Here is a 25,546-nt window from a genome sequence, read left to right as displayed (position 1 = left end):
TCCTGTTGCGCGGTTCGGTTGCGCGTCTCACTTCTGGTTGCGTCAGCTCTTGGCGGAGCGCACCAGCCTCGGCTTTGCGGCAACGCGGTTCTGGCGGCCATAGCTGGTGATGAAGTCGGCGATGCGCGGCACGATCTCGGAGCGGAAGCGCGAACCGTTGAAGACGCCGTAATGGCCGACCGCCGGCTGCATATAATGGGCGTGCCTGTCGGCCGGGATGTTGACGCACAGATCGTGCGCGGCCTGGGTCTGGCCGAGGCCGGAGATGTCGTCATTCTCGCCCTCGACGGTGAACAGTGCGACATTGCGGATCGCCGAGGTGTCGACCAGCTCGCCGCGATGCATCATCTCGCCCTTGGGCAGAGCGTGGCGCACGAACACGGTGTCGACGGTCTGCAGGTAGAATTCCGCCGTCAGGTCCATCACCGCCAGGTACTCGTCGTAGAAATCGCGGTGCTTCTCGGCATTGTCGCCGTCATGCTTGACCAGATGCATGAAGAAGTCCTTGTGGGCGATGATGTGGCGGTCGAGGTTCATGCTCATGAAGCCCGACAGCTGCAGGAAGCCCGGATAGACCTCGCGGCCGAAGCCCGGCACCGGCCAGGGCGCCCGCATGATGACGTTGTCGCGGAACCAGCCGATGCCCTTTTCCTCGGCCAGCAGATTGACCGCGGTCGGATTGCGGCGGGTGTCGATCGGACCGCCCATCAGCGTCATGGTCGAGGGCACGAAGGGGTCGCCGCGCTTTTCCATCAGCGCCACCGCCGCCAGCACCGGCACCGAAGGCTGGCAGACCGCCATGACATGGGTGTCCGGGCCTAGCGCATGGAACATGTCGATGATGTAGTCGATATAGTCGTCGAGGTCGAAGCTGCCGGCGGCCAGCGGCACCATGCGGGCGTCGACCCAGTCGGTGATGTGCACGTCGGCATGCGGCAGCATCGCTTCGACCGTGCCGCGCAGCAGCGTCGCGTAATGGCCCGACATCGGCGCCACGATCAAAAGCTTCGGATCGGGCTTGCGTCCGGCGGGGACAGCCCGCTCGAAACGGACCAGGTTGCAGAACGGCTTCGACCAGACGGTCTTTTCGGTGACCTCGACGCTTTTCCAGTCGACCACGGTCTTAGCCAGCTCGAACTTTGGCTTGCCGTAGCGGCGCGTGGTGCGCTCGAACAATTCGGCGGTCGCCGCGACCGAGCGCCCAAAGGACGTGTGCGAGATCGGGTTGAGCGGATTGATGTAGAACATCCGCACCGCATCGGCATAGAAGCGGGCGGGCTGCAGCGCCGCATGGTTCATTTCATAGAGCTGGTAGAACATCAAGAACCCCGCTGCTGCATGCGACCGAAGGGACGACGAGCAGCGCCGAGCCTTGAATCTCTCGCGGCGAGGTTAACAACATATTGTTGCGATGCAATACGTCAATTGGTCTGACAAATGGTTCTTTTGTCCAAGGCCTTGAAAATCCGCCTTGAATGGCCGAGCCGGCTCACTGTGCGTTGCGATGTGTGTAGGAAATGTGTCCGGCCCTCTAGCCTGACATATCGGACATTTTAGACGCGGGCCATGCAGACGGAAGTGTGGCCCGAGCCGATGAAGCCAAGCTGGCTGGCGGCGCCCTTCGACAGGTCGAGCACACGGCCCTTGATGAAAGGACCGCGATCGTTGATGCGCACGACGACGCTGCGGCCATTGTTCTTGTTGGTCACCTTCAGCTTGGTGCCGAAGGGCAAGGTGCGGTGCGCGGCGGTCATCGCCGAGGGGTTCATGCGCTCGCCGGAGGCCGTGCGGGAGTGCAGCGCGTACCAGGAGGCACGGCCGCACTGGGCAGCTGCGGAGGAGGTGGAGGCGCCGACCATCAGGCCAGCCGCTACCGTTACCGCAACAAGCGCGGTTTGCTTGGTTTTCATCATGTTGGGGGAATGGCTCCGTTTAGACAGACCCCAGCCGTTAAGGAACGATTAAGGCACCAAATGCGGCAATCATCTGTCGGTTCCGTGGCGGAAGCACACGTTTGGAGTCGGCGGGAAACAGTTTGTCATGAGTCTTCCCGCATCGGGCCGCGTATCTGTGATGAACATCACGCCGCTTCCCAGCCAGTTCTGGCAAGATCGAGCGTTAATAAGCAAGTAGAGATGGACGCGATCGGATCGCTTCCTTTTGGCTCTTTCATTGCCGCAGTGACGCTGTTGACGATCGACTTGGAAAGGGAATTCCGCCGATGCGGTTGATGAGGAATTTGCTGGCGCTGATCGTGCTCGCCATCGGCCTGCTGTGGTCGCTGCAAGGCATCGGTCTTGTGCCGGGAAGCTTCATGACCGGCCAGTCGCAATGGCTCTGTATCGGTCTCCTCACCATGCTGGTCGGCTTGCTCGGTCTGGGCTGGGCAAACCGCTCGCGCATCTGACTGGGCCGCCTGCGGCTTCGCCCACTGGCACGACATCAAACGCGACCTTTGCCGCCGCTGATGACCATGACCGTCGGCAAGGCTGGCGCCGTGCGTCCGGCTGGACGGACGGCGCCCGATAGAGTCAGGCAGCCTTTGCCGCCGGCTTGGCCGCCTTGACGTGGGTCACGCTACGGCGTCCGTCGACGCTGATCGGCACATCGCCGTCGACGGTGGCACGGCGCACGATCCGTTGCTGGCTTCCATAGTCATTCACCGCATAATGCTGGGTGGCGCGATTGTCCCAGATCGCGACGTCGCCGGCCTGCCACCGCCACCGCACGGTATTTTCGGGGGTGGTCACATAGGCCTGGAACAACTCGTAGAGTTTTGCGGAGTCGCTCTTGGATAGGCCGACAAACCGCTGGACGAAATTGCCGAGCAGCAGCGAGCGTTCCCCGGTTTCCGGATGCACGCGCACGACGGGGTGCTCGGTCTCGTAGACGGTCGAGGTGAAGACCTCCTCGAAATGTTTCCTTTCCTCGGCGGAAGCGCGAGGACGCACGGCTGCGTAGTCGTAGGCGTTGCTGTGAATGGCCCAGAGATTGTCCGCCAGCAGTTTGAGCGGCGCCGGCAGGCTTTCATATGCGGCATGGGTGTTCGACCAGATCGTATCGCCTCCGGCCGGAGGAATGACGACGCCGCGAAGCACGGAGAATTTCGGATAGGCGTCCACGAAGGTCACGTCCGTGTGCCATTGGTCCGCGCGACCGCCGCCGCGGCTCGAATCCAGATTGAGGATCGAAGCGGTGCCCGCAATCGGCCCTTGCGTCGGATGAGGCACAAGATCCCCCAGGCGCCGCGCGAACAGTTCATGCTCGGAATCATCGAGATGCTGCTGGCCGCGGAAGAAGATGACCTTGTGCTGCAAAAGAAGCTGATTGATCGATGCTATGGTGGCATCCGACAGGTTTCCACCGAGGCGAATGCCTCTGATCTCCGCTCCCACGCGGGCGGTTAGCGGAACAGCGTCGGTCGCAGGAATGATCTGGTCGGTAGGGGCCGGGTTGCTCATGGGAATCTCCTCGTTTCTGTTTGGGGGAAGGCAGGTCGACTGAGGTTGATCACTGGGACCAACATTGCCAGGCCCAGTAAAAGCCTTCGTCGCGCGGCGGCAGGCGGTCGTGCTCGGCATCGAGCTGCACGGGTGCCGGCGTTCTGGGTTGGCGTTCAGGCTCCCTCGTCCAGGCGAGCAGCCAGTTGCCGAAATGGGCAAACAGCATGGCGGTGGAATGGGTCATCGTCATTCTCTCCTGCTTCGGTTATTCCCGTCCCGCCCAGGGAACGAGCCCGCGCTCGATCCGGCGGATGATGAATTCCAGCACGAAGGCGATTGCAGCGATCACCAAAATCCCCATCACCACGACGTCGGTGACCAGGAACTGGGCGGCCGACTGGATCATGAAGCCGAGGCCGCGCGTCGCTGCCACCAGTTCCGCGGCGACCAGCGTCGACCAGCCGGCGCCGAGCGCGATACGCAGCCCGGTCAGGATCGAGGGCAGCGCGCTGGGCAGGATCACATGGCGGACAAGCTGGAAGCGGCTGGCGCCGAGCGAGCGCGCCGCATTGATGCGCTCCTGCGAGACGCCGCGCACGCCTGACGCCGTCGACAGCGCCACCGGCGCCAGCATTGCAATGGTGATCACCAGGATCTTCGACGGTTCGCCGATGCCGAACCAGATAATGACCAGCGGCAGATAGGCGAGCGGCGGGATCGGCCGCAGGAATTCCAGCAGCGGATCGAAGATGCCGCGCCCGATGGTGCTGATGCCGATGGCGAGCCCGACGGGAACGCCGACGAGAAGCGCGGCGATCAGCGCTGCGAACACGCGGCCCAGGCTGGCGACGACGTGTTGGGCGAGCGTCGCGTCGACGAAGCCGTCACGGGCGACGACGACGAACTTGTTCCATACGGCGAAAGGCGATGGAAGAAAGACCGGCGACACCAGCTGCAGGCGGGCCGACAGCGCCCATGCCGCGAGCACCGCCAGGATGGTGATGGCGCTGACTGCGCGTGCCGAAATCCCGCGCCGTTTCGGGCGTGGCCGCGACCACGGCACCGACAGCGCGCTGCTTTCGTCGGTCCTTGTGGTCGGCCGTTCGCTGTAAGAGGTAACGCTCACGCCGCCTCTCCTTCGAAGATCGCGTCGGTCAGTTCGCCACGCGCCGCCGCGAAGGCGGGATCGGCCTTGATGCTGCGAATGGCCTCCCCGGCCGAGTAGCGCCGGCTGAAGCCGATCTCGAAAATCTGCACCACGCGGCCCGGCACGGGCGCCAGCACGACGATGCGGGTGGCCAGGACCAGCGCCTCCTCGATGCCGTGCGTGACCATCAGCACGCCGACTTGGGCCGCCGCCCACAGATCGAGCAGCGTCGTCTGCATGCGTTCGCGCGTCAGCGCGTCCAGCGCACCGAGTGGTTCGTCGAGCAGCAGGAATTCGGGTTCGGCGGCGAGTGCGCGGGCCAGGCCGACGCGCTGGCGCATGCCGCCGGAAAGCTCCCAGATGCGCTTGTCGCCGGCACCATCGAGCTTGACCAGTCTGAGCAGCTCGTCCGCGCGCTGTGCCCGCTCACCTGACGGCACGCCGCGCAGCCTGAGAGCAAAAGCGACGTTCTCTCGCGCGGTCAGCCACGGGAACAGCGCATCGTTCTGGAACACCACGGCGCGGTCCGGGCCAGGTGCCGTGATCGGTCGGCCCGCGATGCTGGCGCTGCCGCGCACCGGCTCGACCAGCCCGGCGGCGACGTTGAGCAGCGAGGTCTTGCCGCAGCCGGAGCGGCCGACCAGCACGACGAAATCGCCCTTGGCGACGTTGATCGAGACACGCTCGACGGCTGGCGCTGCCTGGCCTTCGTAGTGCACCGAGACCTTATCAAGCACGAGTTGAGGCATGGTCCCTCGCAGTAGGTTCTACAAATCCACCTGCCCGAGACCACTCCTCGTCAGCGGTCCGGGCAGGCAGCACGCGTCGCGCGTCAGTTCGAGGCCAGCGCCTCGCTGACATATTTCGACGACACGTATTTCGAGTAGTCGGGCAGCACGGCGTCGATCTTGCCCTGCTCCTTGAGGAAGGCCGATGCCGCCTCGATCGCCTTGACCGTGCCGCCGCCGAGGAATTTGGCGGAGGCCTGCTCCTCAAGCGTCGGGAAGACGTAACCCTTGAGCAATTGCGGCACCTCTTCCAGCTTGGCGCCGGTGATCTTGGCGATCTTAGCTGCCTGCGGCGACGAAACCGACCAGGCGTCGGGCTTGGCCAGGAACTCGGCATAGGCGGCGCCCGTCACCTTGACGAAGTCGCGCACCGCTTCCGGGTGCTTTTCGGCAAAGTCGGTGCGCACGATCCAGGCATCGAAGGTCGGCGCGCCCCAGGCTGCAACCTGCGAGGAATCCAGCACCACTTTGCCGGTGGTCTTGATCTGGCCGAGCGCCGGATCCCAGACATAGGCCGCGTCGATGTCGCCGCGCGTAAAGGCGGCGGCGATCTCCGGCGGCCTGAGATTGAGGACCTCGACCGACTTCGGATCGACGCCTTCATGCTTCAGCGCGGCCAGCAGGCTGTAATGCGTTGTCGAGACGAACGGCACCGCCACCTTCTTGCCGGCAAGGTCGGCGATGTTCTTAATGCCGGCGCCGTTGCGGGCGACCAGCGCTTCGGATTCGCCGATCAGGCCGACGACGAAGATGGTCTGGATCGGCAGCTCGCGGCTGGCCGCGGCCGCCAGCGGGCTCGATCCGACATAGCCGATATCGACCGAGCCGGAGGCGACCGCTGCGATGACATCGGCGCCGGAATCAAATTTCCGCCAGTCGATCGCGGCCTTGGTGGCCTTCTCATAGGCGCCGTCGGTCTGCGGCACTTTCGAGGGTTCGACCACGGTCTGGTAGCCGATGGTGATTTTGAGGTCGTCGGCAGAGGCCGGGCCGAGGAATGCGGCGCCGGCAAGTGCCGCCGACGAGAGCAGGATGATGCGTCGTGAAATGATCGACATGATGGGCTCCATGAAAAGGCGAAAAACTGGATTGCCTTTTCATAGTCCGCTAATTCTATCGTTCTTGTAGAGTTAAATCCTTCCAACCAGGACGGGTTGAGTGGAAAAAAGCCACTGGTGATAGGCTAGCGAAGCGCAAAGCGCGGCTGCCACGGGCGCGACCGCGGCAGATGGCACTGGACCGTCAAGACTGGCCGAAGCGTCCGAGTTCGTCATCCTAGGGCGGAGCGACGCGAAGCGGAGCGCAGACCCCTGGGATCCATGCCGTGACACCAAGGCGTCGCCACGGTGCCGGACTTTCTTTGATGCCCGGAAGGGTGGAGGAGCAGCCTTCATTCTGCGTCGCTGCATTATTCGGCCGCCGTCACGGCATGGATCCCAGGGTCTCCACGTCGCTTAGCTCCTGCTCCGCCCTGGGATGACGAAGCGGATGAGACAATCGCCTGCCAAGAACCGAGATTTCAGGAGAAAGCCTCATTCGAAAAATCCATGCTTCAAACTTACGCCGAATTGAAACCCCATTCCCTGTCTTCGGGAGTAACTATAGTATTCTTATCGACATTAGGGAGTTGATCCGATGAGCGACCATACCCACCGCATCCCGGCGATCGCTCGTGGCATCGAGTCCGAGCCGCGTTTCTGTGTCCTCGGCGTCACAAGCCTGGCCTAATATCGCTCCTGCGGCTTGAAAACCAAACAAAATCAACAGCGATCGGCTTGTATATCATGTCACTAGAATTTATGTATCATGGCAGCTTGGACGCGGCGGGGAGGCACGCCAGGCGTTTCGCAATTGATGGCCTCAGGCCATCGCAGGATAGAGAAACGTTCGGCTCATGCTCACCAAAAAGGGCAAGTACGGTCTCAAGGCGCTCGTTCATCTCGCGCAATTGCCGGTTGGGCAGCTCGCCTTCGTCGGCGATATCGCCACCGGCAACAACATTCCGAAGAAATTTCTCGACGCCATCCTCGGCGAATTGCGCAATGCCGGCTTCGTGCAGAGCCGCAAGGGCAAGGAGGGTGGTTATCGCCTCGCGCGACCGGCCGAAGAGATCAAGGTCGGCCATGTCGTGCGCGTGCTCGACGGGCCGCTTGCGCCGATCCCTTGCGCCAGCCGCACCCAGTACCATCGCTGCGAAGACTGCAACGAGGCGACATGCCAAGTCCGACATCTGATGCTCGAGGTGCGGCAGGCGATCGCCGAGGTGCTGGATCAGCGCAGCCTCGCCGAGATGCGCGATATCGGCCTCGACGACCTTGCGGTCGCGAGGGACATCAACGACCTTCCGGTTGCGGCGAAGATCCAGGCCTGAACACGCCAAGGCAGGCGGTGCGCGCATGACCATCGGGCGCGCCAACTCGATCATCATCGTCGGCGGCGGCGCCAGCGGGGTCGTGCTCGCCGCGCATCTGCTGAAATCGTCCAATCCGGATCTGCGCGTCACGCTGATCGAGAAGCGTCCGCATTTCGGCCAGGGCATGGCCTATTCGACGCTGCTGTCGGCGCATGTGCTCAATGTCAGCGCCGCCGGCATGAGCGCCTATGCCGACGATCCAGGCAATTTCGCGCGCTGGCTGCTGGAGCGCGGCCTGGCCAATCCGGACCAAGGGCCGTACTATGCGCCGCGCAGCCTCTATGCCCGCTACCTGAAGGAGTTGCTCGACGAGCTCGAGGCCCGTGAACGCGAGACGGGCCGCCTGCGCCTGATCCGCGAGGAGAGCCTGTCGATCTCGCCCACTGCCTCCGGCGTCGAGGTGGCTTTGGCCAACGGCACCAGTGTGGTTGCCCATCTCGCCGTGCTTGCCACCGGTCATGACGAGCAGCCTGGCGCCGGCCAGGGCCACGCGATCAGGATGGGGACGGAAGCCGACACCGCGCTCTATGCGGACGCCCGAGTCCTTGTGCTGGGAACCGGCCTCAGCATGGTCGATGCCTTTCTCTCGCTCGAGCAACGCGGTCACAAGGGCGAGATCATCGCCGTGTCCCGGCGCGGCCTGCTGCCGTCGCCGCACCGCAAGGGCAATCCGATCAAGCTCGACGTCGCCGACATCCCGCTCGGAACCCAGCTTTCCTATTTCGTCGGCTGGTTCCGCGACCTGATCCGCGAGAACCAAAAAGCGGGCATAGACTGGCGCGATGTCGTCGACGGTCTGCGGCCCTTCAACCAGAAGATCTGGCAGAACTGGCCGTCCTCCGCCAAGCGCCGCTTCGTCGAGCACACCAAGGCCTGGTGGGACATCCACCGGCATCGCCTGGCGCCGCAGGTGCATGCCCGCGTCACCGAGGCGGTGCAGTCGGGCCGCATCCGTCCTGTCGCCGGCCGCGTCGTCGGCATCGAGGCCGGCGATCAATTCACGGTACAGGTCCAGTCCCGCCACACGCAGGCGCTCGAAACGCTGGAAGTCGCCCGCCTCTATGATTGCACCGGCATCGCCAGGGACATCTCGACCACCTCGAACAGCGTCGTGCGCTCGCTGGTCGAGCGCGGGCTGGCGCGGCCGGACCCGCTGCGGCTTGGCCTCGACGTATCGGCCAGTTGCGAGATCATCGGCAGCGACGGGAGTGTATCGGCCAAGATCCTCGCCGTCGGGCCTTTGACCAGAGGCACCTTCTTCGAGATCGACGCCATCCCGGATATCCGCGTCCAGTGCGCGAGGCTCAGCAAGCAGCTGCTGGGATAGGGTGCGCCGATATTCAGGTGATGCCGGCCTGCGAATGGTGGTTTCCTGCGCTTCCGGTGCTCACGTACTTCAAGTACGCTCCGCTCCGGTTCTCGGAAACCACCTTTCTCGGCTCGGCCTGACCTGAATCTCAGCACACCCTGGAGCCGGTGCGAGAGTCGTGGAATTTCATTCCTCGTCTGGCCGTCGGATTGGCACGGTCTATCTTCTTTCCAACGGCAATCGGCTGGAAAAGACGCTAGGTTGACCCATGGAGCATCCGACATGAGCGCGCATAGAACCGCTGCACCCGGCAGTGCCCCCTCGGACAGCGCAATGTCCCGGCTGCGCCCGCCCTATGCCTCGGTGCTCGACCTGATCGGGCAAACGCCCGTCGTCGAATTGACCAAGTTCGACACCGGCAAATGCCGGCTGTTCATCAAGCTCGAAAGCCAGAACCCCGGCGGCTCGATCAAGGACCGCATCGCGCTGTCGATGATCGCCGCCGCCGAAAAGCAGGGCAAGCTCAAGCGCGGCGGCGCCATCGTCGAGGCGACCGCCGGCAATACCGGACTCGGCCTTGCCCAGGTCGGCATTCCCAAGGGCTATCGCATCATCCTCGTCGTGCCCGACAAGATGTCGCGCGAAAAAATCCAGCATCTGCGCGCGCTCGGCGCCGAGGTGCGCATGACGCGCTCCGATGTCGGCAAGGGCCATCCGGAATATTATCAGGACATGGCCGAGAAGATCGCGGCAGAGCTGCCCGGCGCCTTCTACGCCAACCAGTTCGCCAATCCGGCCAACCCGCTGGCGCATGAGACCACCACCGGCCCCGAGATTTTCGCCCAGCTCGAAGGCGACATCGATGCGGTGGTGGTCGGCGTCGGCTCCGGCGGCACGCTGACCGGGCTTGGCCGCTATTTCGCGAAAGTGTCGCCGAAGACCGAGATGGTGCTGGCCGATCCGGTCGGCTCGGTGCTGGCGCCGCTGATCAAGACAGGCAAGATGGAAGAGGCCGGCAGCTGGACCGTGGAAGGCATCGGCGAGGACTTTGTGCCGCCCAATGCCGACCTGTCGCTGGTCAAAAAAGCCTACTCCATCCCCGACAAGCAAAGCATGCTGGCGGTGCGCGATCTCTTGTCCCGGGAAGGCATTCTGGCAGGCTCGTCGTCGGGCACGCTGCTGTCGGCAGCCCTTCGCTATTGCCGCGAGCAGACCGTTGCCAAGCGCGTCGTCACCTTCGTCTGCGACAGCGGCAACAAATATCTGTCAAAGGTGTTCGACGATTTCTGGCTGGCCGAGCAGGGCCTTGCCGAGCACGAACAGCATGGCGACCTGCGCGACCTGGTGATGCGCTCGCACCGCACCGGCGACACGGTCTCTATCGGCCCGGACGAAAGCCTGCTCAACGCCTATGGCCGCATGCGCCGCTCGGATGTCTCGCAGCTGCCGGTACTCGACGGCGGCAGGCTGGTCGGCATCGTCGACGAGAGCGATATCCTGGCCAAGGTCGACGGCCCATATGACGGCCGCTGGGACCGTTTCAACGCCCCGGTCCGCACCGCCATGACCTCCAGCCTGCACACACTGCAGGCCAGCCAGACGCTCGACGCGCTATTGCCGGTCTTCGACCGCAACGAGGTCGCCATCATCTTCGACGGCGACGAGTTCGTCGGCCTGATAACCCGTATCGACCTGATCAACCATTTGAGGCGCGCACGATGACCACCAGCACACCGCCATCGGGCAAGAACCGACTGGCCTTTTCGACGCGCACCATCCATGGCGGCCAGAGCCACGATCCGCTGACCGGCGCGGTGATGGTGCCGATCTATGCCACCTCCACCTACGGCCAGCAGTCGCCCGGCGTGCACAAGGGCTTTGAGTACGCCCGCAGCCAGAACCCGACCCGCTTCGCCTTTGAGCGCGCGGTGGCCGATCTCGAAAGCGGCACCGCCGCCTTCGCCTTCGCCTCGGGCCTGGCCTCGATCTCGACCGTGCTGGAACTGCTCGATGCCGGCGCCCATATCGTCGCCACCGACGACATCTATGGCGGCACTTTCCGTTTGCTGGAGCGGGTGCGCAAGCGCTCGGCTGGCCTGCAGGTCAGCTTCGCCGACTTCACCGATCTTGCCGCGGTCGAGGCCGCGATCCGCCCGGAGACAAAACTGCTCTGGGTCGAGACGCCGACCAACCCGCTGCTGCGCGTCGTCGATCTCGAAGGTGTGGCAGAACTTGCAAAGCGCAAAAACCTGATCTCGGTCGCCGACAACACCTTCTGCAGCCCCTATCTGCAGCGGCCGCTGGAACTCGGCATCGACATCGTCGTCCACTCGACGACCAAGTATCTCAACGGCCATTCCGACATGGTCGGTGGCGTGGCGATCGTCGGCGACAACAAGGACCTGGCCGCCCAGCTGAAATTCCTGCAGAACGCCATCGGCGCCATATCGGGCCCGTTCGACAGTTTCCTGGCGCTGCGCGGCATCAAGACACTGGCGCTGCGGATGGAGCGGCACTCCTCGAACGGCCTGAAGATCGCGCAATGGCTGGAAAGCCGGAAAGATGTGCGCCGCGTCATCTATCCCGGGCTGCCCAGCCATCCGCAGCATGACATCGCCAGGCGCCAGATGCATGCCTTCGGCGGCATGATCTCGGTCGAGCTCGATCGCGACCTGGCGGCGACAAAGCGCTTCCTCGAACGCACCCAGCTGTTCACCCTCGCCGAAAGCCTCGGCGGCGTCGAAAGCCTGATCGAGCACCCGGCGCTGATGACGCACGGCTCGATCCCCGCCGAAAAGCGCGGTGCCATCGGCATTTCCGATTCGCTGGTGCGGCTGTCGGCCGGCATCGAGGACGGCGATGATCTGATCGCGGATCTGGAGCAGGCGCTGAAGGGCTGAGCATCCGGCCTCCCGGCAGCTCTCGCCCTGGCCCACAAGTCCGGACTTTGCAATTCCGGATTCCATTCTAAAGTGAGCCGACTTTGCGATCTCCGGAGGCGTGATGCGCGTGATCGTGCTGGGTGGCGGCGTTGTCGGCGTCACCACCGCCTATCAGCTGCAGAAGGACGGCCACGAGGTGGTGCTCCTCGAGCGCCAGGCACAGGTCGCCACTGAGACCAGCTGGGGCAATGCCGGCATGATCGCACCGGGCCATTCCTTCGTCTGGTCGTCGCCCAGGGCGCCGATGATCCTTTTGAAATCGCTGGTGCTCAAGGATCAGGCGCTGCGCTTCAAACTCTCGGCCGATCCCAGGCTCTACAGCTGGTCATGGCTGTTCCTCCTGGAATGCACGGCCGACAAGGCCAGGCGCAACACGCTGCTCAAGCATCGCCTTGCCGCCTATTCGCAGTCCGTGCTGCACGAAGTCATCGCCGACGAGGCGATCGACTACGACCGCAATGATCGCGGCATCCTCTATTTCCATCGCAGCCAGCAGGCGCTCGACATGGGTGTCGAGCATATGAAGCTGCTCGAGTCCGATGGGCAGGTGATAAAAGTGCTCGACCGCGACGGCGTCGTCGCACTCGATCCGTCGCTTGCCTCCGCCAGGGAGAAGATCGCCGGTGGTATCTATTGCCCGACCGACGAGACCGGCGACCCGGCCAAGTTCACCAGGGCGCTGGCCGCCAAGGTCGTCGAGCGCGGCGGCGTTATCCACACTGGCGCGACCATCACCGGCATCGAGACATCGGGCGACGGCGTCGCCCAGGTGCTGACCGACAAAGGGCCGTTCAAGGGCGATGCCTATGTGCTGGCGCTCGGCTCCTACAGTCCGATCCTTGCCAGGACGATCGGCATCAGCCTGCCGATCTATCCGATCAAGGGCTATTCACTGACCATTCCCATCGGCAACCGCTTGCTGCCGCCGACCATCGCTTCGGTCGACGAGCACAATCTGGTCGCCATCTCGCGCTTCGGCGACCGCATCCGCGTCACCGCCACGGCGGAGTTCGCCGGCTACGACACCAGCCACAAGCCCGCCGACTTCGCCTTCATGAAAGGCGTGACCGAGGAGCTTTACCCCGAAGGCGCCGATTACGACCGCGCCGAGATGTGGGCGGGGCTACGGCCCATGACGCCGAACAATCTGCCTGCCTTCGGGCGGCAGCGCCTGCGCAACCTCTACCTCAACACCGGCCACGGCCACATCGGCTGGACCATGTCGCACGGCTCGGCCCGCATCACCGCCGATCTGATCGCCGGCCGCCGGCCGGCCATTTCCATGGACGGACTTTTGAACTGAGAGCATGATCCAGAAGAGAAGAATGAAAAGGTACGCCATGTCCGCCAACCTTGCCGCCGCCCGCTCTCCCTCTTCCGGACCCATCGATCTCGGCGTGCTGCCGTCGGAGCTCGACGGCGGCCTCGCCTCGCGCGCCGCGATCGGCCTTGCGATCCTCGCCACCGACCAGACGCTGGAACATGAATTCCGCGCCCTGGTGCGCATTCCCGGTGTCGCCTTCTACGAGGCCCGTGTCTTCAACGACCACAACATCACGCCGGACACGCTGCGCGCCATCGGCCCGAGGATCGCGCCATGCGTCGACCTCATCCTGCCCAGCCTCCCGCTCGACGTCGTCGGCTTCGGCTGTACCTCGGCGACGATGACGCTCGGCGAGGAGGCGGTGTTCGCCGAGATCCGCAAGGCCAGGCCCGGTGTCGCCTGCACCACGCCGGTCACCGGCGCACTTGCCGCCTTCAAGGCGCTCGGCGTCAAAGGCATCGGCCTGCTGACGCCCTATTCGCCGAAGATCAACGAAGGTCTCGTCGCCTACTTCACCGGCCGTGGCCTCGATATAGCGGCCGTCGCCACCTTCGACCGGCAGGACGACCGCGAAGCCGCCCGTATCTCGCTCGCCTCGATCGAGGCCGCGGCGGAAAAAATGGCGGCGGCACCGGGGGTGGAGGCGATCTTCATCTCCTGCACCAGCCTGCGCGTCGCCGAAGCAGTGGCCGGCCTCGAACAGCGCATCGGCATCCCCGTCACCTCCAGCAACCATGCCATGGCCTGGCATTGTTTGCGGCTTGCGGGGATTGACGATGTCGTGCCCGCCGGCGGCAGGCTGTTCGGGTTGCCGGCGAGCTGAGCGCCGGCTTGCGAGGGGTTCTAGATCCGCAGGTTAACAAAATCGGAAGGGGTTGCTTAACGGTTCGCCTCTATGTCCCGCCCTGGGGGGCATGACAGAGTGAGCACGATGAGCGACAGCCCCGACAAGCGCAACGAATGGCGCGCCATTTTCTATGTGCAGGCCCGTGTCGCCATCCTGTTCGTGCCGGTCGTCGCCAGCCTGCTGATCATAGCGGCACTTGCCGGCAACGAACGCAAATCCGTTCCCGATGCCATCGACCGCACCGTCACCGGCTCCGTGCGATAAACCGCGCAGTCGGCGGGCTCCGAATGCCCGTAGGCACAAACCGCTGCAGCTCAATAAAAGCGCGGGATCGGACCGTTCTGCGGTGTGACGCGGTCGCCGAGGTCGAGAAAAACCTCGTCGACATAGCACCAGCCCCAGCCTTCCGGCGGGTCGTAGCCTTCGATGACCGGATGGCTGGTGGCGTGAAAATGCTTGGTGGCGTGGCGGTTGGGCGAGTCGTCGCAGCAGCCGACATGGCCGCAGGTGCGGCAGAGCCGCAAATGCACCCACCACGATCCGCTCTTCAGGCACTCCTCGCAGCCGAGAGCGCTCGGCGTCACGTCCTGGATGTCGCTCGCATGTCTGCATTCGTCCGCCATCACTGTCTCCTGGCCGCTTGAGGTGCAACGGCATCGCCGCGCGCGAGATAGGCGTGCAATGCCGCCACCACCTGGGCGCCTTCGCCGACGGCGGCAGCCACGCGCTTGACCGAGCCCGAGCGCACGTCGCCGATGGCGAACACGCCGCTGCGGCTCGTTTCCATCAGGCCATGCGCCGGTGCAAAGTCCGGTCCGGTGCGCACGAAGCCCCTGGCGTCCAGCGCCACGTTACATTGCGCCAGCCAGTCCGTGTTCGGGTCGGCGCCGATGAACAGGAAGAGATGGCGGATGGGGCGCGTCGTTTCCGTGCCGGTTGCGCGATTGCGCCAGCGCACGGCCTCGAGATTACCCTCGTGGCCTTCCAGCGCCACGACCTCGGTCTCGGCCAGCACCTCGATGTTCGGCTGCGCCTTGATGCGCTCGACCAGATAGCGCGACATGGTGGCATCGAGACCGCCGCGGCGCGCCAGCAGCGCGACCTTGCGCACCTGGCTGGCCAGGTAGACAGCCGCCTGTCCCGCCGAATTGCCGGCACCAACCAGCGCTACCTCCTGGCCGCTGCAAAGCCGCGCCTCGATCGGCGAGGCCCAATAATGCACGGACGTTCCCTCGAATTGCGCCAGGTTGGCGATATCGAGGCGGCGGTAGCGCGCGCCGCTGGCGATCACCACCGTGCGTGCCCGCACGGTTTCGCCGTCGCCGACATCGAGCGTGTAGCCGTCGACAGCAGCGCTGAGCAGCCTGGCTTCGTCGGGGATGACCATTTCGACCCCGAACTTCTGCGCCTGATTGTAGGCGCGCGCCATCAGCGCCATTCCGGTAATGCCGGTCGGGAAACCGAGATAGTTCTCGATGCGCGATGAGGCGCCCGCCTGTCCGCCGAAGGCGCGGCAATCGAGCACGATCGTCGACAGCCCTTCGGAGGCGGCATAGACCGCGGCCGCAAGCCCCGCCGGTCCGGCGCCGACAATGGCCACGTCGTAGACTTTGGTGGTGTCGATCGGCCGCAGCAGGCCGATGCAGCGGGCGAGTTCGCCCTCGCCTGGATTGAGCAGCAGCTTGCCGTTCGGACAGAGCACGATCGGCAGGTGATGCGGGTCGACATGAAAACGCTCGATCAGGGTTTTTGCGCAAGGATCGGTGTCGGAATCAAGCGCACGGTGCGGCTGGCCGCTGCGGGCCAGAAAACCCTGCAGCCGCAATGTGTCGCCATTGCCGACGGGGCCGATGATGACCGGCCCGCTGGTGCCGCTTTCCAAGAGCCCGACACGGCGCAGGATCAGCGCCCGCATGATACGCTCGCCGAGATTGGCCTCCTGCACCATCAGGTCGCGCAGCCGCTGCGAGGGGATGACGAAGGCCTCGACCGGCTGGGTGGCCTCGGCATTGACCAGCGACGGGCGGCTCGAAAGCTGCGCCAATTCGCCGATGAAATTGCCCGGGCCATGCGTGACGATCGTCTCGCGCCGGCCGAGCCCGGCATCCTGGGTGATATCGACCGTTCCCGACAGGACGACGATCAGGCCGGGCGCCACCTCGCCGGCGGTGACGATGTGCTCGCCGGCGGCGTAGGCACTGGCCGCGCCGAAGCGCCGCATGCGCTCGATGTCCGCCTCGGCCAGGATGGGGAACATCTGGTCGCGACGGGCGATTGTGATCGGCTGGGCGGATTGAGCCATGGCTTCGAGCGTAGCGAACCGGTCGACCGGTTTGAAGCGGTTTGTTAAGCGCCTGACCAGGAGGACAGGTTGGCGCCAACAAAAAAGCCCGGACGAACCGGGCTTTTTCTTTAAGTCTCTGAACCATATCGAATGGCTCGAAACGCGAATTTGGTGCCCAGAAGAGGACTCGAACCTCCACTCCTTGCGGAACACGGACCTGAACCGTGCGCGTCTACCAATTCCGCCATCTGGGCTGGTGCGGGCTCATGTAAGCGGGCAAGCGACGGGTGTCAACGCGCTTTTTTGAGGGCTGTCCGCTTGCCGGCTGAGTTTCGGGCGTTGGTGCTGCCCCTCACCTGCCTGCCGGCATCCTCTCCCCGTATAAGGACGGGGAGAGGGACGCTCTCATCACCGATTTCGCCAATCGCCAGCGTTGCAAATAGGGTGCTGCCATCACAGCCAGCCCCTTCTCCCCGTTTACGGGGAGAAGATGCCGGCAGGCAGATGAGGGGCAGCGCCGACTTCAACAAATTGGTCTCGAATGCAGGGGACGGAAGCGAACGCCTCAGCCTTCCAGCACTTCCTTCGACGCCACGGTGGAATCGGCGTTGAGCTTGTAGATCACCGGCACGCCGGTGCCGAGCTCGAGCTTGACGATCTCCTCGCCCGACTTGCCATCCAGCGCCATGATCAGCGCACGCAGCGAATTGCCGTGCGCGGCGACCAGCACGGTTTCGCCGCGCAGCACATGCGGCTGCAGATCGTGCAGATAGTAAGGCCAGACACGGGCGCCGGTGTCCTTCAGGCTTTCGCCGCCGGGCGGCGAGACGTCGTAGGAGCGGCGCCAGACATGCACCTGCTCCTCGCCCCACTTCTTGCGCGCATCATCCTTGTTGAGGCCGGAGAGGTCGCCATAGTCACGCTCGTTCAGCGCCTGGTCGCGGATGGTCTTCAGCCCGCTCTGGCCGACCGCGTCGAGAATGTGCTGGCAGGTTTTTTGGGCCCGGATCAGCGCCGAGGTGAAAGCGATGTCGAACTTCAGGCCGCGCGCCCTGAGCTTCGCACCTGCCTCCTTGGCCTCCTTGTGGCCCTGCTCGGTCAGGTCGACGTCGCGCCAGCCGGTGAACAGGTTCTTCAGGTTCCATTCGCTCTGGCCATGGCGCACGAGCACGAGAGTTCCCGACATGTTTGCTCCTTCAAGGTTGGGGATCAGGCCGCCTCAGCTCAGGCCGAGCACGTCCCGCATCGAATACAGTCCGGGCTTCCGGCCGCGTGCCCAAAGTGCGGCCTTGACCGCGCCGCGGGCAAAGATCGCCCGGTCCTCGGCATGGTGGGCAAGCGTGATGCGCTCGCCGGTGCCGGCCAGAACCACGGAATGGTCGCCGACCACCGAACCGCCGCGCAGCGTGGCGAAGCCGATCGAGCTAGCTTTTCGCACGCCGGTATGGCCGTCGCGCACGCGCACGTCGTTGCCGGCGAGCGGAATGCCGCGGCCTTGCGCCGCCGCTTCGCCGAGCAGCAGTGCCGTCCCCGACGGCGCGTCGACCTTGTGGCGGTGGTGCATTTCCAGGATCTCGATGTCGAAATCATCTGCTTCGAGCGCCTTCGCGGCCTGTTCCACCAGTACCGCCAGCAGGTTGACGCCAAGGCTCATATTGCCGGATTTGACGATCGTCGCATGGCGCGCCGCCGCCGCGATCGCGGCATTGTCGTCGGCCGAGCAGCCGGTGGTGCCGATGACATGGGCAATGCGCGCCTGCGCCGCATAGCCGGCGAATTCGACGGTTGCGGCCGGTGCGGTGAAATCGAGCACGCCGTCGGCCTTGGCGAAGGCCGGCAGCGGATCGTCGACGATCGGCACGTTGATGATGCCGATGCCGGCAAGCTCGCCGGCATCCCTGCCGAGATACGGCGATCCCGGCCGCTCGACCGCGCCGGCGACGCGCGCGCCCGGCATCGTATGGATGGCACGGATCAGCGTCTGGCCCATGCGGCCGGCCGCGCCCACCACCACCAGGCCCATATCGCCCGCGTCGCTCATGCGTTTCTCCCAACGGCCTTTTTCGCGCGCGTGCGCGGCGCCGGAGTTTGGAGCGGCTTGGCGTCATCGACAAGCCCCAGACCCTTCTTGCCCTGGATCCGGTGGAAGCGGGCATAGATGCTGTCCGGATCGGCCATCAGCGAGGCATGGTTGCCTTCCTCGACCAGCCGTCCCTCTTCCAGCACGATGATGTGGTCGGCATTGACCACGGTCGACAGCCGGTGGGCGATGACGATCGTCGTGCGTCCTTCCATCACGTGCGTCAGCGCTTCCTGGACGCGCGCCTCGGCCTCGTTGTCGAGCGCCGAGGTCGCCTCGTCGAGCAGCAGGATTGGTGCATTGCGCACGATGGCGCGGGCGATCGAAACGCGCTGGCGCTGGCCGCCGGACAGCGTCACGCCGTTTTCGCCGACGGGCGTGTCATAACCCTCCGGCTGCTGGCGGACGAATTCGTCGGCCGCGGCCTGCTTCGCGGCCTGCTCGATCTCGGCATCGCTGGCGGAGAGCCGCCCATAGCGGATGTTGTCGCGGATGGTGCCCTCGAACAGATAGGGCGCCTGCGAGACATAGGCGATCGAGCCGCGCAGCGACTTCTTGGTCACCTTTGAGATGTCCTGGCCGTCGATCGTGATGCTGCCGCGGTCGACATCGTAAAAGCGCTGCAAGAGCGCCACCAGCGTCGACTTGCCGGCGCCCGAAGCGCCGACGATGGCCGTCATCTTGCCGGCCTGGGCGACGAAGCTCAGCTCCTGCAGCACCGGCGTTTCCGGCACATAGCCGAACGTGACGTTGTTGAAGTGCACCTCGCCGGTGGTGATCCTGGCTTCGGCCGCGCCCGACGTATCGCCCTGCTGCGGCTGGAGGTCGAGAAGCTCATAGATCATGCGCGCATTGACCAGAGCGCGTTCCATGCCGACCTGCATGCGCGCCAGCCGCCGCGCCGGATCATAGGCGAGCGTCAGGGCCGTGATGAAGGAAAAGACCGCGCCCGGCGGCTGGCCGAGAACGGTAGCCCGGTAGCCGGAATAGGCGATGACGCTGGCAAAGGCCAAACCTGCCAGCAGTTCGGAGATCGGCGTCAGCCGTTCCGAGACGCGCGCGATCTTGTTTGACCGCTGTTGCGCATCGTCGGCGAGCTTGCCGATGCGACGCGACAGCTCGTCCTCCATGGTGAAGGCCTTGACGATGGCGATGCCTTGCGTGGCTTCCTGCATGGCGCCGATCAGCCGCGAATTGATCTGCACCGATTCACGGGTGATGCGCCGAACCCGTCGCATCAGATAGGTCACGGTGTAGATCAGCGGCGGCCCGATCAGCAGGGAGCTGAGCGAAAGCACGGGATCCTGGTAGATCATGACGCCGACCAGAGCGACCAGCGAGACAGCGTCGCGCGCCGTCGACGTGATCGTCATCGACAGCAGGTCGCGAATGCCGTTGACGTTCTCGTTGACCTGCGCCGCCAGCCGGCCGGAACGGGTGTCGTTGAAGAAGCTGACGCCGAGCTTCATCAGATGGTTGAAGATGCGCTGCTGGTAGCGCGCCACCAGATTGTTGCCGATCCTGGCCATCGTCACCGCCTGGCCGTAGCCGGCAAGCCCGCGCAGGATGAAAGCCCCGAGCAGTGCGGCGCAGATCCATGGGATCAGATCGCCGCGCCGTTCATAGAAGATCTGATTGACGACCGGACTCATGATCCAGGCGGAGAGGGCCGTCGTCGCCGACACGGTCAGCAGGCACAGGATCGTGAAAACGTACGACCACCGATAGTCGCGCCCGTTCTCTTCGAGAATGCGGCGAATGACCGCCACGACCTCGCCCGGACGAGCTCTCGCAAGGTGTTGGGATGATTGGTTCAAGTCGCTGGCGTTCCGTGGGTCCGTCGTCTGGTCATGCCGCAAGGGCTGGAATTCGGCACCCCTCTTAGCGCCCTGTCTGCGGCTTGCCTATGGCGAAACTTCGTCGCGGGGCGGCGCGATCCTTATGCGCGCCAGCGCCGTCCCGCCGTCTGGACGCCGAACAGCGAGGGGTTTCGGGCATAGGCGGCAAGGCCGAGAAGCGCCGCCAGCGGGTGCGTAATGACATAGACCGGCATGGCGCGCATCAGCTCGCTGTGCGGCGCCTTGTCCTCGAAGGCGGCGCGGAAATTGCCGGCTTTCAGCGCCGGCACGATCTTTTGCGCGATGCCGCCGGTGAGGAACACGCCGCCGCGGCTCATGAACACCAGCGCCAGATCGCCGGCGGTGCGCCCGAGGCAGGTGACGAACATCGACAGCGCTTCTTCGGCCACCGGATCCGTCTTCGCCAGGGCCGCGGCGGTGATTTCGGCCGGCGTGGTGAAGGGCACCGGCTTGCCGTCGGCCTTGGCCACGGCGCGATAGAGGTTGACCAGGCCGCGCCCGCACAGGATCTGCTCGCCTGAAATGCGGCCTTCCAGCCTCTCGATATGGGGGAAAACCTGGAAATCGCGGGCTGAGCGCGGCCCAATGTCCATGTGGCCGCCTTCGCCCGGCACCGGGATCCAGTGGTTAAGCGCATGGATCAGCCCGGCGACGCCAAGCCCGGTGCCGGGACCGAGCACGACGCGGCCGGCATTGGCTTCCGGCGTGCCGCCGCCGATCTTTTCCATATGCTCTTCGCCGAGCGCGACCACGGCCAGCGCCTGCGCCTCGAAATCGTTGAGCACGACGATGTCGCTGAGGCCAAGATTGGCGAACATTTTCCTTGGCTTGACCACCCACGGGCAGTTGGTCAGCTCGATCTCGTCGCCGTCGACCGGACCGGCCACCGCCAGCACCGCCGAATTGGGCCGGATCGAGGAGCGGTCGAGCACCGCCGCCTGGATCGCCTCGTCGATCGTGTTGAAATTGGCCGTCTGGACGATCTGCGGCTCGGTCGCTTCCGAATTCGCGTCGAGCACGATCGAAAAGCGCGCATTGGTGCCGCCGATGTCGCCGATCAGGACCGGAAACCGCAGCGCTGTCTCGTCGTCACCTTGCATGGCTCTTGGTCGTCCCTATTCCGGCAGTCTGCCGCTGTTTCTCGTGACTAGCGCATGACTTCGGAAAGGGAAAGCCGCTTCCGCGTCAGTTTCCCGGTCGCGGTCGCGGCAGCGGGATGCCGATCTCGGGTGTCGGCGCGAACGCGCTTGCCGAGGCCGGCAGCGCCGCCGCGCCACTTGGCACTTCCGGTGCCGTCGGCAGCGCCACCGCCGGCTCGGCGGCGACAGCGATCGGCACGCCGCCGCCGTGATAGGTGGCGGTTTCCGCCGAGGCCGGAGCCGGGGCGTCGAGTACGGTCTGGCATTGCCTGGGCAGGTTCGCCATCGTCATCAGGTCGCGCGCCTTCGGCGCATCCGAGTTCTTGTTGGGCCGCCACGGCTCCTCGGTGAACCACCAGGCCAGCGGCTTGCCGCAGCCGTCATCAGCCGGGGTCGCTTCCTGCCCCTTGCAGTTGGGCGAACCCGGCTGGCAGCCGATGCGCATATGGAAATGATAGTCATGGCCCCAGAACGGCCGGACCTTGCGCAGCCAGGAGCGGTCGCCGGTGACGGTGTCGCAGAGCTTCTTCTTGATGCCGGGATTGACCAGGATGCGCTCGACCTCCGGGTAGCTGGCCGCGCGCTTGAGAAGCCGCGTATGCATCGGCTTCCACAGCCCGTCCTTCACCAGGTGGGTCTTCTCATCGACCATCAGGGTGGCGCTCATTTCTTCGCGCTGGCGGGTCGAAAGCGGGCGACTGGGCATCGGCGTCAGCCAGATGTCGGCGTCGAGGCCGATCTGGTGCGAGGCATGGCCGGTCAGCATCGGTCCGCCGCGCGGCTGCGAAATATCGCCGATCAGAAGCCCCGGCCAGCCGTCGGCGTGAGCGTCACGTGCGAGCTTCTCGACCAGCGCGATCATCGCCGGATGGCCCCAGCGCCGGTTGCGCGACGGCCGCATCACTTCCCAGGTCGGCCCGTCCATGGGGATGGCGACGCCGCCGGCAAAGCAGCCCTTGGAATAGAAGCCGAAGGATTGCGCCGCTGCCACCGCCGGCAGCTTCTTGGCGCCGAACAGGTCTTTTGCCCGCGGCTCGGCCGTCAGCGCGCCCGCGACAAGCCCGGTGAGTGCAAGGATGGACATCATCGCCGTCAGGAACGGCCTTCTGCCGGGCAATGATCGCATCGACATCGTCATGAAACCGGATCCCCTCCGCAACAGGCCGCGAACCGTGGCGAATCATACCACGACCAGTGCTGCGCTTCGATCATGACCGCTTCATCGGGCTGCGCGCCTCGCCCTCGCGCCAGTTGCCGTTGGCCCACATATGGTCGAGCGCCACCCGGTAATCGGGAAACCGGAAGCTGTAGCCCGCCGCCTTGATCGACGCGTTGGCGACGCGCTTGTTCTCGCCATAGAAGGAGCGCGCCATAGGCGAAAGTTGGGCGGTCTCGAACGGAATTTCCGGCGGCGGGGTGACGCCCATCAGCGAGGCGGCGTAGGCAACGACGTCCTGCGGCGGCGCCGGCAGATCGTCGGTGACGTTGAAGATGCCGCCGCGATTGGCATCGGCCAGATGCCAGAGCGCGCCGGCAATGTCGTCGCAATGGATGCGGTTGAACACCTGGCCCGGCTTGACCAGCCGCCGCGCGGTGCCGTCGGCCAGGTTGACCAGCGCGTTGCGGCCGGGCCCGTAGATTCCGGAGAGCCGCAGGATCGCCACCGGCCGGCCGATCTCCCGGCCCAGTTCCAGCCAATCCTGCTCGGCGGAGACCCGCATCACCGAACGTTTGGAGACGGGCCGGCATTCGGCGGTCTCATCCACCCAGCCGCCGCCATGGTCGCCATAGACACCGACGGTGGAGAGATAACCTATCCATTCGAGCGCCGGCATATCCGTCAGGATCGCATCGCGCGCGGCATTCAGCACCGGATCGCCGACCTCTTCCGGCGCCACCGAGACGATCAGGTGGGTGGTTGTCCTCAAGGCCTCACCGATCTCTGGGGTCAGCGCGCCGTCGAAGCGCAATGGCGTGATGCCGGCCTGCCGCAGCGCTTCGAACTTCTCCGGCGAGCGCGTCGTGCCAAAAATCGTCGAGGCTGCATCCTTGCTGGCGCGGGCAAAAGCCTTGCCGGAATAGCCGGCGCCGAAGATGAGGATATGCTTTTCGGTCATGCGTGCATCTCGATTGGATTTGATTGCGCCAGAAGCCATTCGTGGCGCACAGACTCGTCGCGTTCGGTTTGCGCCGCGGCTGCGGCACGTTCGGCGAACTCGATCTCGGGCACAAGCCGTGACAGCGCCCAGATAGCCGCGCCCCGCACCAGCGGCGAGGCATCGCCAAGCAGTTCGCGTACCGGACCGGCCAGCGAAAAATCACCCGAATTGCCGGCGGCGATCAGCACGTTGCGGACAAAGCGGTCGCGGCCGATGCGTTTTATGGGCGAACCTGTAAAGAACGAGCGAAAAGCGGTGTCGTCGAGCAGCAAGAGCTCCGCAAGCGACGGCTCGCGCAGATCCGCGCGGGCGACAAGCTTCGCCTCGGACGCTGCTTGCGCGAACTTGTTCCACGGGCAGGCGGCCAGGCAGTCGTCGCAGCCATAGATGCGGTTGCCGATCTTTTCGCGGAATTCATGCGGGATCGGCCCCTTGTTCTCGATGGTGAGATAAGAAATGCAGCGCCGCGCATCGAGCCGGTAGGGTGCCGGGAAGGCATCGGTCGGGCAGGCATCCAGACAGGCGCGGCAGGAGCCGCAATGATCGTCCTCCGCCTTGTCGGGCACAAGCGCGGCGGTGGTGAAGATGGTGCCGAGAAACAGCCAGGAGCCGTGTTCGCGGCTGACCAGATTGGTGTGCTTGCCTTGCCAGCCGAGCCCGGCGGCCTCCGCCAGCGGCTTTTCCATCACCGGCGCGGTGTCGACGAACACTTTCACGTCGCCACCCGCGCGCGCGACGATCTTGCCGGCGATCTCCTTCAGCCGGCCCTTCATCACCTCGTGATAGTCGCGGTTCCGCGCATAGACCGAAATGGCGCCACGGTCGCGCCTTGCCTGCAGCATGCGCGGATCGTGCTCCGGGCCGTAATTCATCGCCAGCACGACGATCGAGCGGACCTCGGGCCACAGCGCCGCCGGTTCGCTCCGGCGCTCCAGCGTCTCGGCGATCCAGCCCATCGAACCGTGAAAACCGTCGGCGACGAATTCGGCGAGCCGGGCCGGCGCCAGAGGGATCGCGTCGGGCGTGGTGACCGCGACGGCATCGAAACCGGCGCGCTGCGCCTCGCGGTCGATCAGCGCGCGCAGTTTTGCGGCGTCAGAAGTCGAGGTCCGCATAATGCGACACCGGTGACAGGCCGCGCACCCGGTCGGACAGAAGCGGCCGGAACGACGGCCGCGATTTCACCCGCGTATACCATTCGCGCGCCGCGGCGTGTTCGCGCCAGTCGATCTCGCCGAGATAATCGAGCACCGACAGCGCAGCCGCCGCCGCGAGGTCGGCATAGGTCACCTTGTTGCCGGCCAGCCAGTGGCGGGTGCCGGCCAGCCAGTTGGTGTATTTCATGTGCTGGCGGATGTTGGCGCGCGCCGCCCGGATCGCGCCCGAATCAGGCGAGCCGCCGCCCGCCGTCTCCGGCATGATCGGCTTCAGCACGCGCTCGCGCACCAGGTGCCGCGTGACCTCGCCCTCGGCCTTGCTGAGATACCAGTCGGTCAGCCGGCGGATTTCGGCCCGCTCCATCGGGTCTTCGGCGAACAGCCTCTTGTCGCGTTTCAAGACGCCGCGCGTCTCGTCGAGATATTCGGCAATCACCATCGCGCCGACGATCGGCACGTCGCCTTCGGCAAGCAGGATCGGCAAGGTGCCGGCCGGGTTCAGCGCCAGAAACTCCTTGCGCCGCGTCCACGGCTTTTCCTCGATCAGCGCCAGCTCCTCGCCATATTCGCCGAAGGCGAGGCGCACGAACCGGCAGGCGGCGAACATCGGATGGTGGAAGAGCGTCAGCATGGTCCCGCGATGATAAGGCGCACT

General features: G+C 65.0%; 25 protein-coding genes and 1 tRNA gene. 8 read left to right on the top strand and 18 right to left on the bottom strand.

Going from position 1 to position 25,546, the window contains the following annotated elements:
• Positions 1 to 42: 42 nt before the first annotated feature.
• Positions 43 to 1,320, bottom strand: coding sequence for a polyhydroxyalkanoate depolymerase (locus ACFX5Q_RS24480; protein WP_404282178.1), 1,278 nt, complete (start codon positions 1,318 to 1,320; stop codon positions 43 to 45).
• 233 nt (positions 1,321 to 1,553) lie between these two features.
• Positions 1,554 to 1,913, bottom strand: a complete 360-nt coding sequence (locus ACFX5Q_RS24475; RefSeq protein ID WP_404282176.1) for a septal ring lytic transglycosylase RlpA family protein — start codon at positions 1,911 to 1,913, stop codon at positions 1,554 to 1,556.
• 308 nt (positions 1,914 to 2,221) lie between these two features.
• Between ACFX5Q_RS24475 and ACFX5Q_RS24470 the strand changes: the two genes are divergently transcribed.
• The gene (locus ACFX5Q_RS24470) at positions 2,222 to 2,407 is read left to right on the top strand and encodes a hypothetical protein (protein ID WP_006205332.1); all 186 of its coding nucleotides are present in this window, start codon (positions 2,222 to 2,224) and stop codon (positions 2,405 to 2,407) included.
• A gap of 124 nt (positions 2,408 to 2,531) precedes the next feature.
• Here ACFX5Q_RS24470 and ACFX5Q_RS24465 read toward each other — a convergent pair whose 3' ends face one another.
• From ACFX5Q_RS24465 to tauA, 5 genes are all read right to left on the bottom strand, one after another.
• Complete coding sequence (locus ACFX5Q_RS24465) at positions 2,532 to 3,461, bottom strand: TauD/TfdA dioxygenase family protein (RefSeq protein WP_404282203.1); 930 nt, start codon at positions 3,459 to 3,461, stop codon at positions 2,532 to 2,534.
• Positions 3,462 to 3,510: 49 nt separating this feature from the next.
• The gene (locus ACFX5Q_RS24460) at positions 3,511 to 3,687 is read right to left on the bottom strand and encodes a hypothetical protein (protein ID WP_404282174.1); all 177 of its coding nucleotides are present in this window, start codon (positions 3,685 to 3,687) and stop codon (positions 3,511 to 3,513) included.
• 21 nt (positions 3,688 to 3,708) lie between these two features.
• The gene (locus tag ACFX5Q_RS24455) at positions 3,709 to 4,569 is read right to left on the bottom strand and encodes an ABC transporter permease subunit (RefSeq protein WP_404282172.1); all 861 of its coding nucleotides are present in this window, start codon (positions 4,567 to 4,569) and stop codon (positions 3,709 to 3,711) included.
• On the bottom strand, positions 4,566 to 5,339 hold the full coding sequence (locus ACFX5Q_RS24450; RefSeq protein WP_404282170.1) for a taurine ABC transporter ATP-binding protein: 774 nt from the start codon (positions 5,337 to 5,339) through the stop codon (positions 4,566 to 4,568). Before ACFX5Q_RS24450 ends, ACFX5Q_RS24455 begins: the two co-directional genes overlap by 4 nt.
• Before the next feature lie 83 nt (positions 5,340 to 5,422).
• Entirely contained in the window at positions 5,423 to 6,436 is a 1,014-nt protein-coding gene (gene tauA, locus ACFX5Q_RS24445) for a taurine ABC transporter substrate-binding protein (RefSeq protein WP_404282168.1), read from the bottom strand.
• Between the two features lie 836 nt (positions 6,437 to 7,272).
• On the opposite strand from tauA, the gene ACFX5Q_RS24440 reads away from it, so the two are divergent.
• From ACFX5Q_RS24440 to ACFX5Q_RS24410, 7 genes are all read left to right on the top strand, one after another.
• Entirely contained in the window at positions 7,273 to 7,749 is a 477-nt protein-coding gene (locus ACFX5Q_RS24440) for an RrF2 family transcriptional regulator (protein WP_404282166.1), read from the top strand.
• Positions 7,750 to 7,774: 25 nt separating this feature from the next.
• Positions 7,775 to 9,118 (top strand): FAD/NAD(P)-binding protein, encoded by a 1,344-nt coding sequence (locus ACFX5Q_RS24435; RefSeq protein WP_404282164.1) that lies wholly within the window; start codon positions 7,775 to 7,777, stop codon positions 9,116 to 9,118.
• Between the two features lie 264 nt (positions 9,119 to 9,382).
• Positions 9,383 to 10,822, top strand: a complete 1,440-nt coding sequence (locus tag ACFX5Q_RS24430) for a pyridoxal-phosphate dependent enzyme (protein ID WP_404282162.1) — start codon at positions 9,383 to 9,385, stop codon at positions 10,820 to 10,822.
• Complete coding sequence (locus ACFX5Q_RS24425) at positions 10,819 to 12,000, top strand: cystathionine gamma-synthase (RefSeq protein ID WP_404282160.1); 1,182 nt, start codon at positions 10,819 to 10,821, stop codon at positions 11,998 to 12,000. Before ACFX5Q_RS24430 ends, ACFX5Q_RS24425 begins: the two co-directional genes overlap by 4 nt.
• 103 nt (positions 12,001 to 12,103) lie before the next feature.
• Positions 12,104 to 13,345, top strand: a complete 1,242-nt coding sequence (locus tag ACFX5Q_RS24420; RefSeq protein ID WP_404282158.1) for a D-amino acid dehydrogenase — start codon at positions 12,104 to 12,106, stop codon at positions 13,343 to 13,345.
• 22 nt (positions 13,346 to 13,367) lie between these two features.
• Positions 13,368 to 14,189: an Asp/Glu racemase gene (locus ACFX5Q_RS24415; protein WP_404282156.1), complete on the top strand. Its 822-nt coding sequence runs from the start codon at positions 13,368 to 13,370 to the stop codon at positions 14,187 to 14,189.
• Positions 14,190 to 14,297: 108 nt separating this feature from the next.
• Positions 14,298 to 14,477, top strand: a complete 180-nt coding sequence (locus ACFX5Q_RS24410; protein WP_192179457.1) for a hypothetical protein — start codon at positions 14,298 to 14,300, stop codon at positions 14,475 to 14,477.
• Between the two features lie 50 nt (positions 14,478 to 14,527).
• Here the strand turns inward: ACFX5Q_RS24410 and ACFX5Q_RS24405 are convergent, their stop codons facing one another.
• From ACFX5Q_RS24405 to ACFX5Q_RS24355, 11 genes are all read right to left on the bottom strand, one after another.
• A complete protein-coding gene (locus ACFX5Q_RS24405) occupies positions 14,528 to 14,836 on the bottom strand; it encodes a UBP-type zinc finger domain-containing protein (RefSeq protein WP_404282154.1) in 309 nt (102 codons plus the stop codon).
• Positions 14,836 to 16,515, bottom strand: a complete 1,680-nt coding sequence (locus ACFX5Q_RS24400; protein ID WP_404282152.1) for an FAD-dependent oxidoreductase — start codon at positions 16,513 to 16,515, stop codon at positions 14,836 to 14,838. Before ACFX5Q_RS24400 ends, ACFX5Q_RS24405 begins: the two co-directional genes overlap by 1 nt.
• A gap of 151 nt (positions 16,516 to 16,666) precedes the next feature.
• Positions 16,667 to 16,751, bottom strand: a tRNA-Leu gene (locus tag ACFX5Q_RS24395).
• A gap of 311 nt (positions 16,752 to 17,062) precedes the next feature.
• Positions 17,063 to 17,683 carry a 2,3-bisphosphoglycerate-dependent phosphoglycerate mutase gene (locus tag ACFX5Q_RS24390; RefSeq protein WP_404282150.1) on the bottom strand — a complete coding sequence of 207 codons (621 nt, stop codon included), beginning with the start codon at positions 17,681 to 17,683 and terminating at the stop codon, positions 17,063 to 17,065.
• Positions 17,684 to 17,716: 33 nt separating this feature from the next.
• On the bottom strand, positions 17,717 to 18,538 hold the full coding sequence (gene dapB / locus ACFX5Q_RS24385; protein WP_404282148.1) for a 4-hydroxy-tetrahydrodipicolinate reductase: 822 nt from the start codon (positions 18,536 to 18,538) through the stop codon (positions 17,717 to 17,719).
• Positions 18,535 to 20,346: an ABC transporter ATP-binding protein gene (locus tag ACFX5Q_RS24380; protein WP_404282146.1), complete on the bottom strand. Its 1,812-nt coding sequence runs from the start codon at positions 20,344 to 20,346 to the stop codon at positions 18,535 to 18,537. Before ACFX5Q_RS24380 ends, dapB begins: the two co-directional genes overlap by 4 nt.
• A 170-nt stretch (positions 20,347 to 20,516) precedes the next feature.
• Positions 20,517 to 21,536 carry a glucokinase gene (locus ACFX5Q_RS24375; protein ID WP_404282144.1) on the bottom strand — a complete coding sequence of 340 codons (1,020 nt, stop codon included), beginning with the start codon at positions 21,534 to 21,536 and terminating at the stop codon, positions 20,517 to 20,519.
• A gap of 85 nt (positions 21,537 to 21,621) precedes the next feature.
• The gene (gene mepA, locus ACFX5Q_RS24370; RefSeq protein ID WP_404282142.1) at positions 21,622 to 22,713 is read right to left on the bottom strand and encodes a penicillin-insensitive murein endopeptidase; all 1,092 of its coding nucleotides are present in this window, start codon (positions 22,711 to 22,713) and stop codon (positions 21,622 to 21,624) included.
• Positions 22,714 to 22,783: 70 nt separating this feature from the next.
• On the bottom strand, positions 22,784 to 23,692 hold the full coding sequence (locus ACFX5Q_RS24365) for an SDR family oxidoreductase (protein WP_404282140.1): 909 nt from the start codon (positions 23,690 to 23,692) through the stop codon (positions 22,784 to 22,786).
• Positions 23,689 to 24,849, bottom strand: coding sequence for a tRNA epoxyqueuosine(34) reductase QueG (gene queG, locus ACFX5Q_RS24360; RefSeq protein ID WP_404282138.1), 1,161 nt, complete (start codon positions 24,847 to 24,849; stop codon positions 23,689 to 23,691). Before queG ends, ACFX5Q_RS24365 begins: the two co-directional genes overlap by 4 nt.
• Entirely contained in the window at positions 24,830 to 25,522 is a 693-nt protein-coding gene (locus ACFX5Q_RS24355) for a glutathione S-transferase family protein (RefSeq protein WP_404282136.1), read from the bottom strand. Before ACFX5Q_RS24355 ends, queG begins: the two co-directional genes overlap by 20 nt.
• Positions 25,523 to 25,546: the final 24 nt, after the last annotated feature.

Origin of the sequence: Mesorhizobium sp. IMUNJ 23033 (assembly GCF_044778005.1) — a bacterium.
GTDB classification, from domain to species: Bacteria; Pseudomonadota; Alphaproteobacteria; order Rhizobiales; family Rhizobiaceae; genus Mesorhizobium; species Mesorhizobium amorphae_A.
This window is presented reverse-complemented; position numbering and strand designations above follow the sequence as displayed.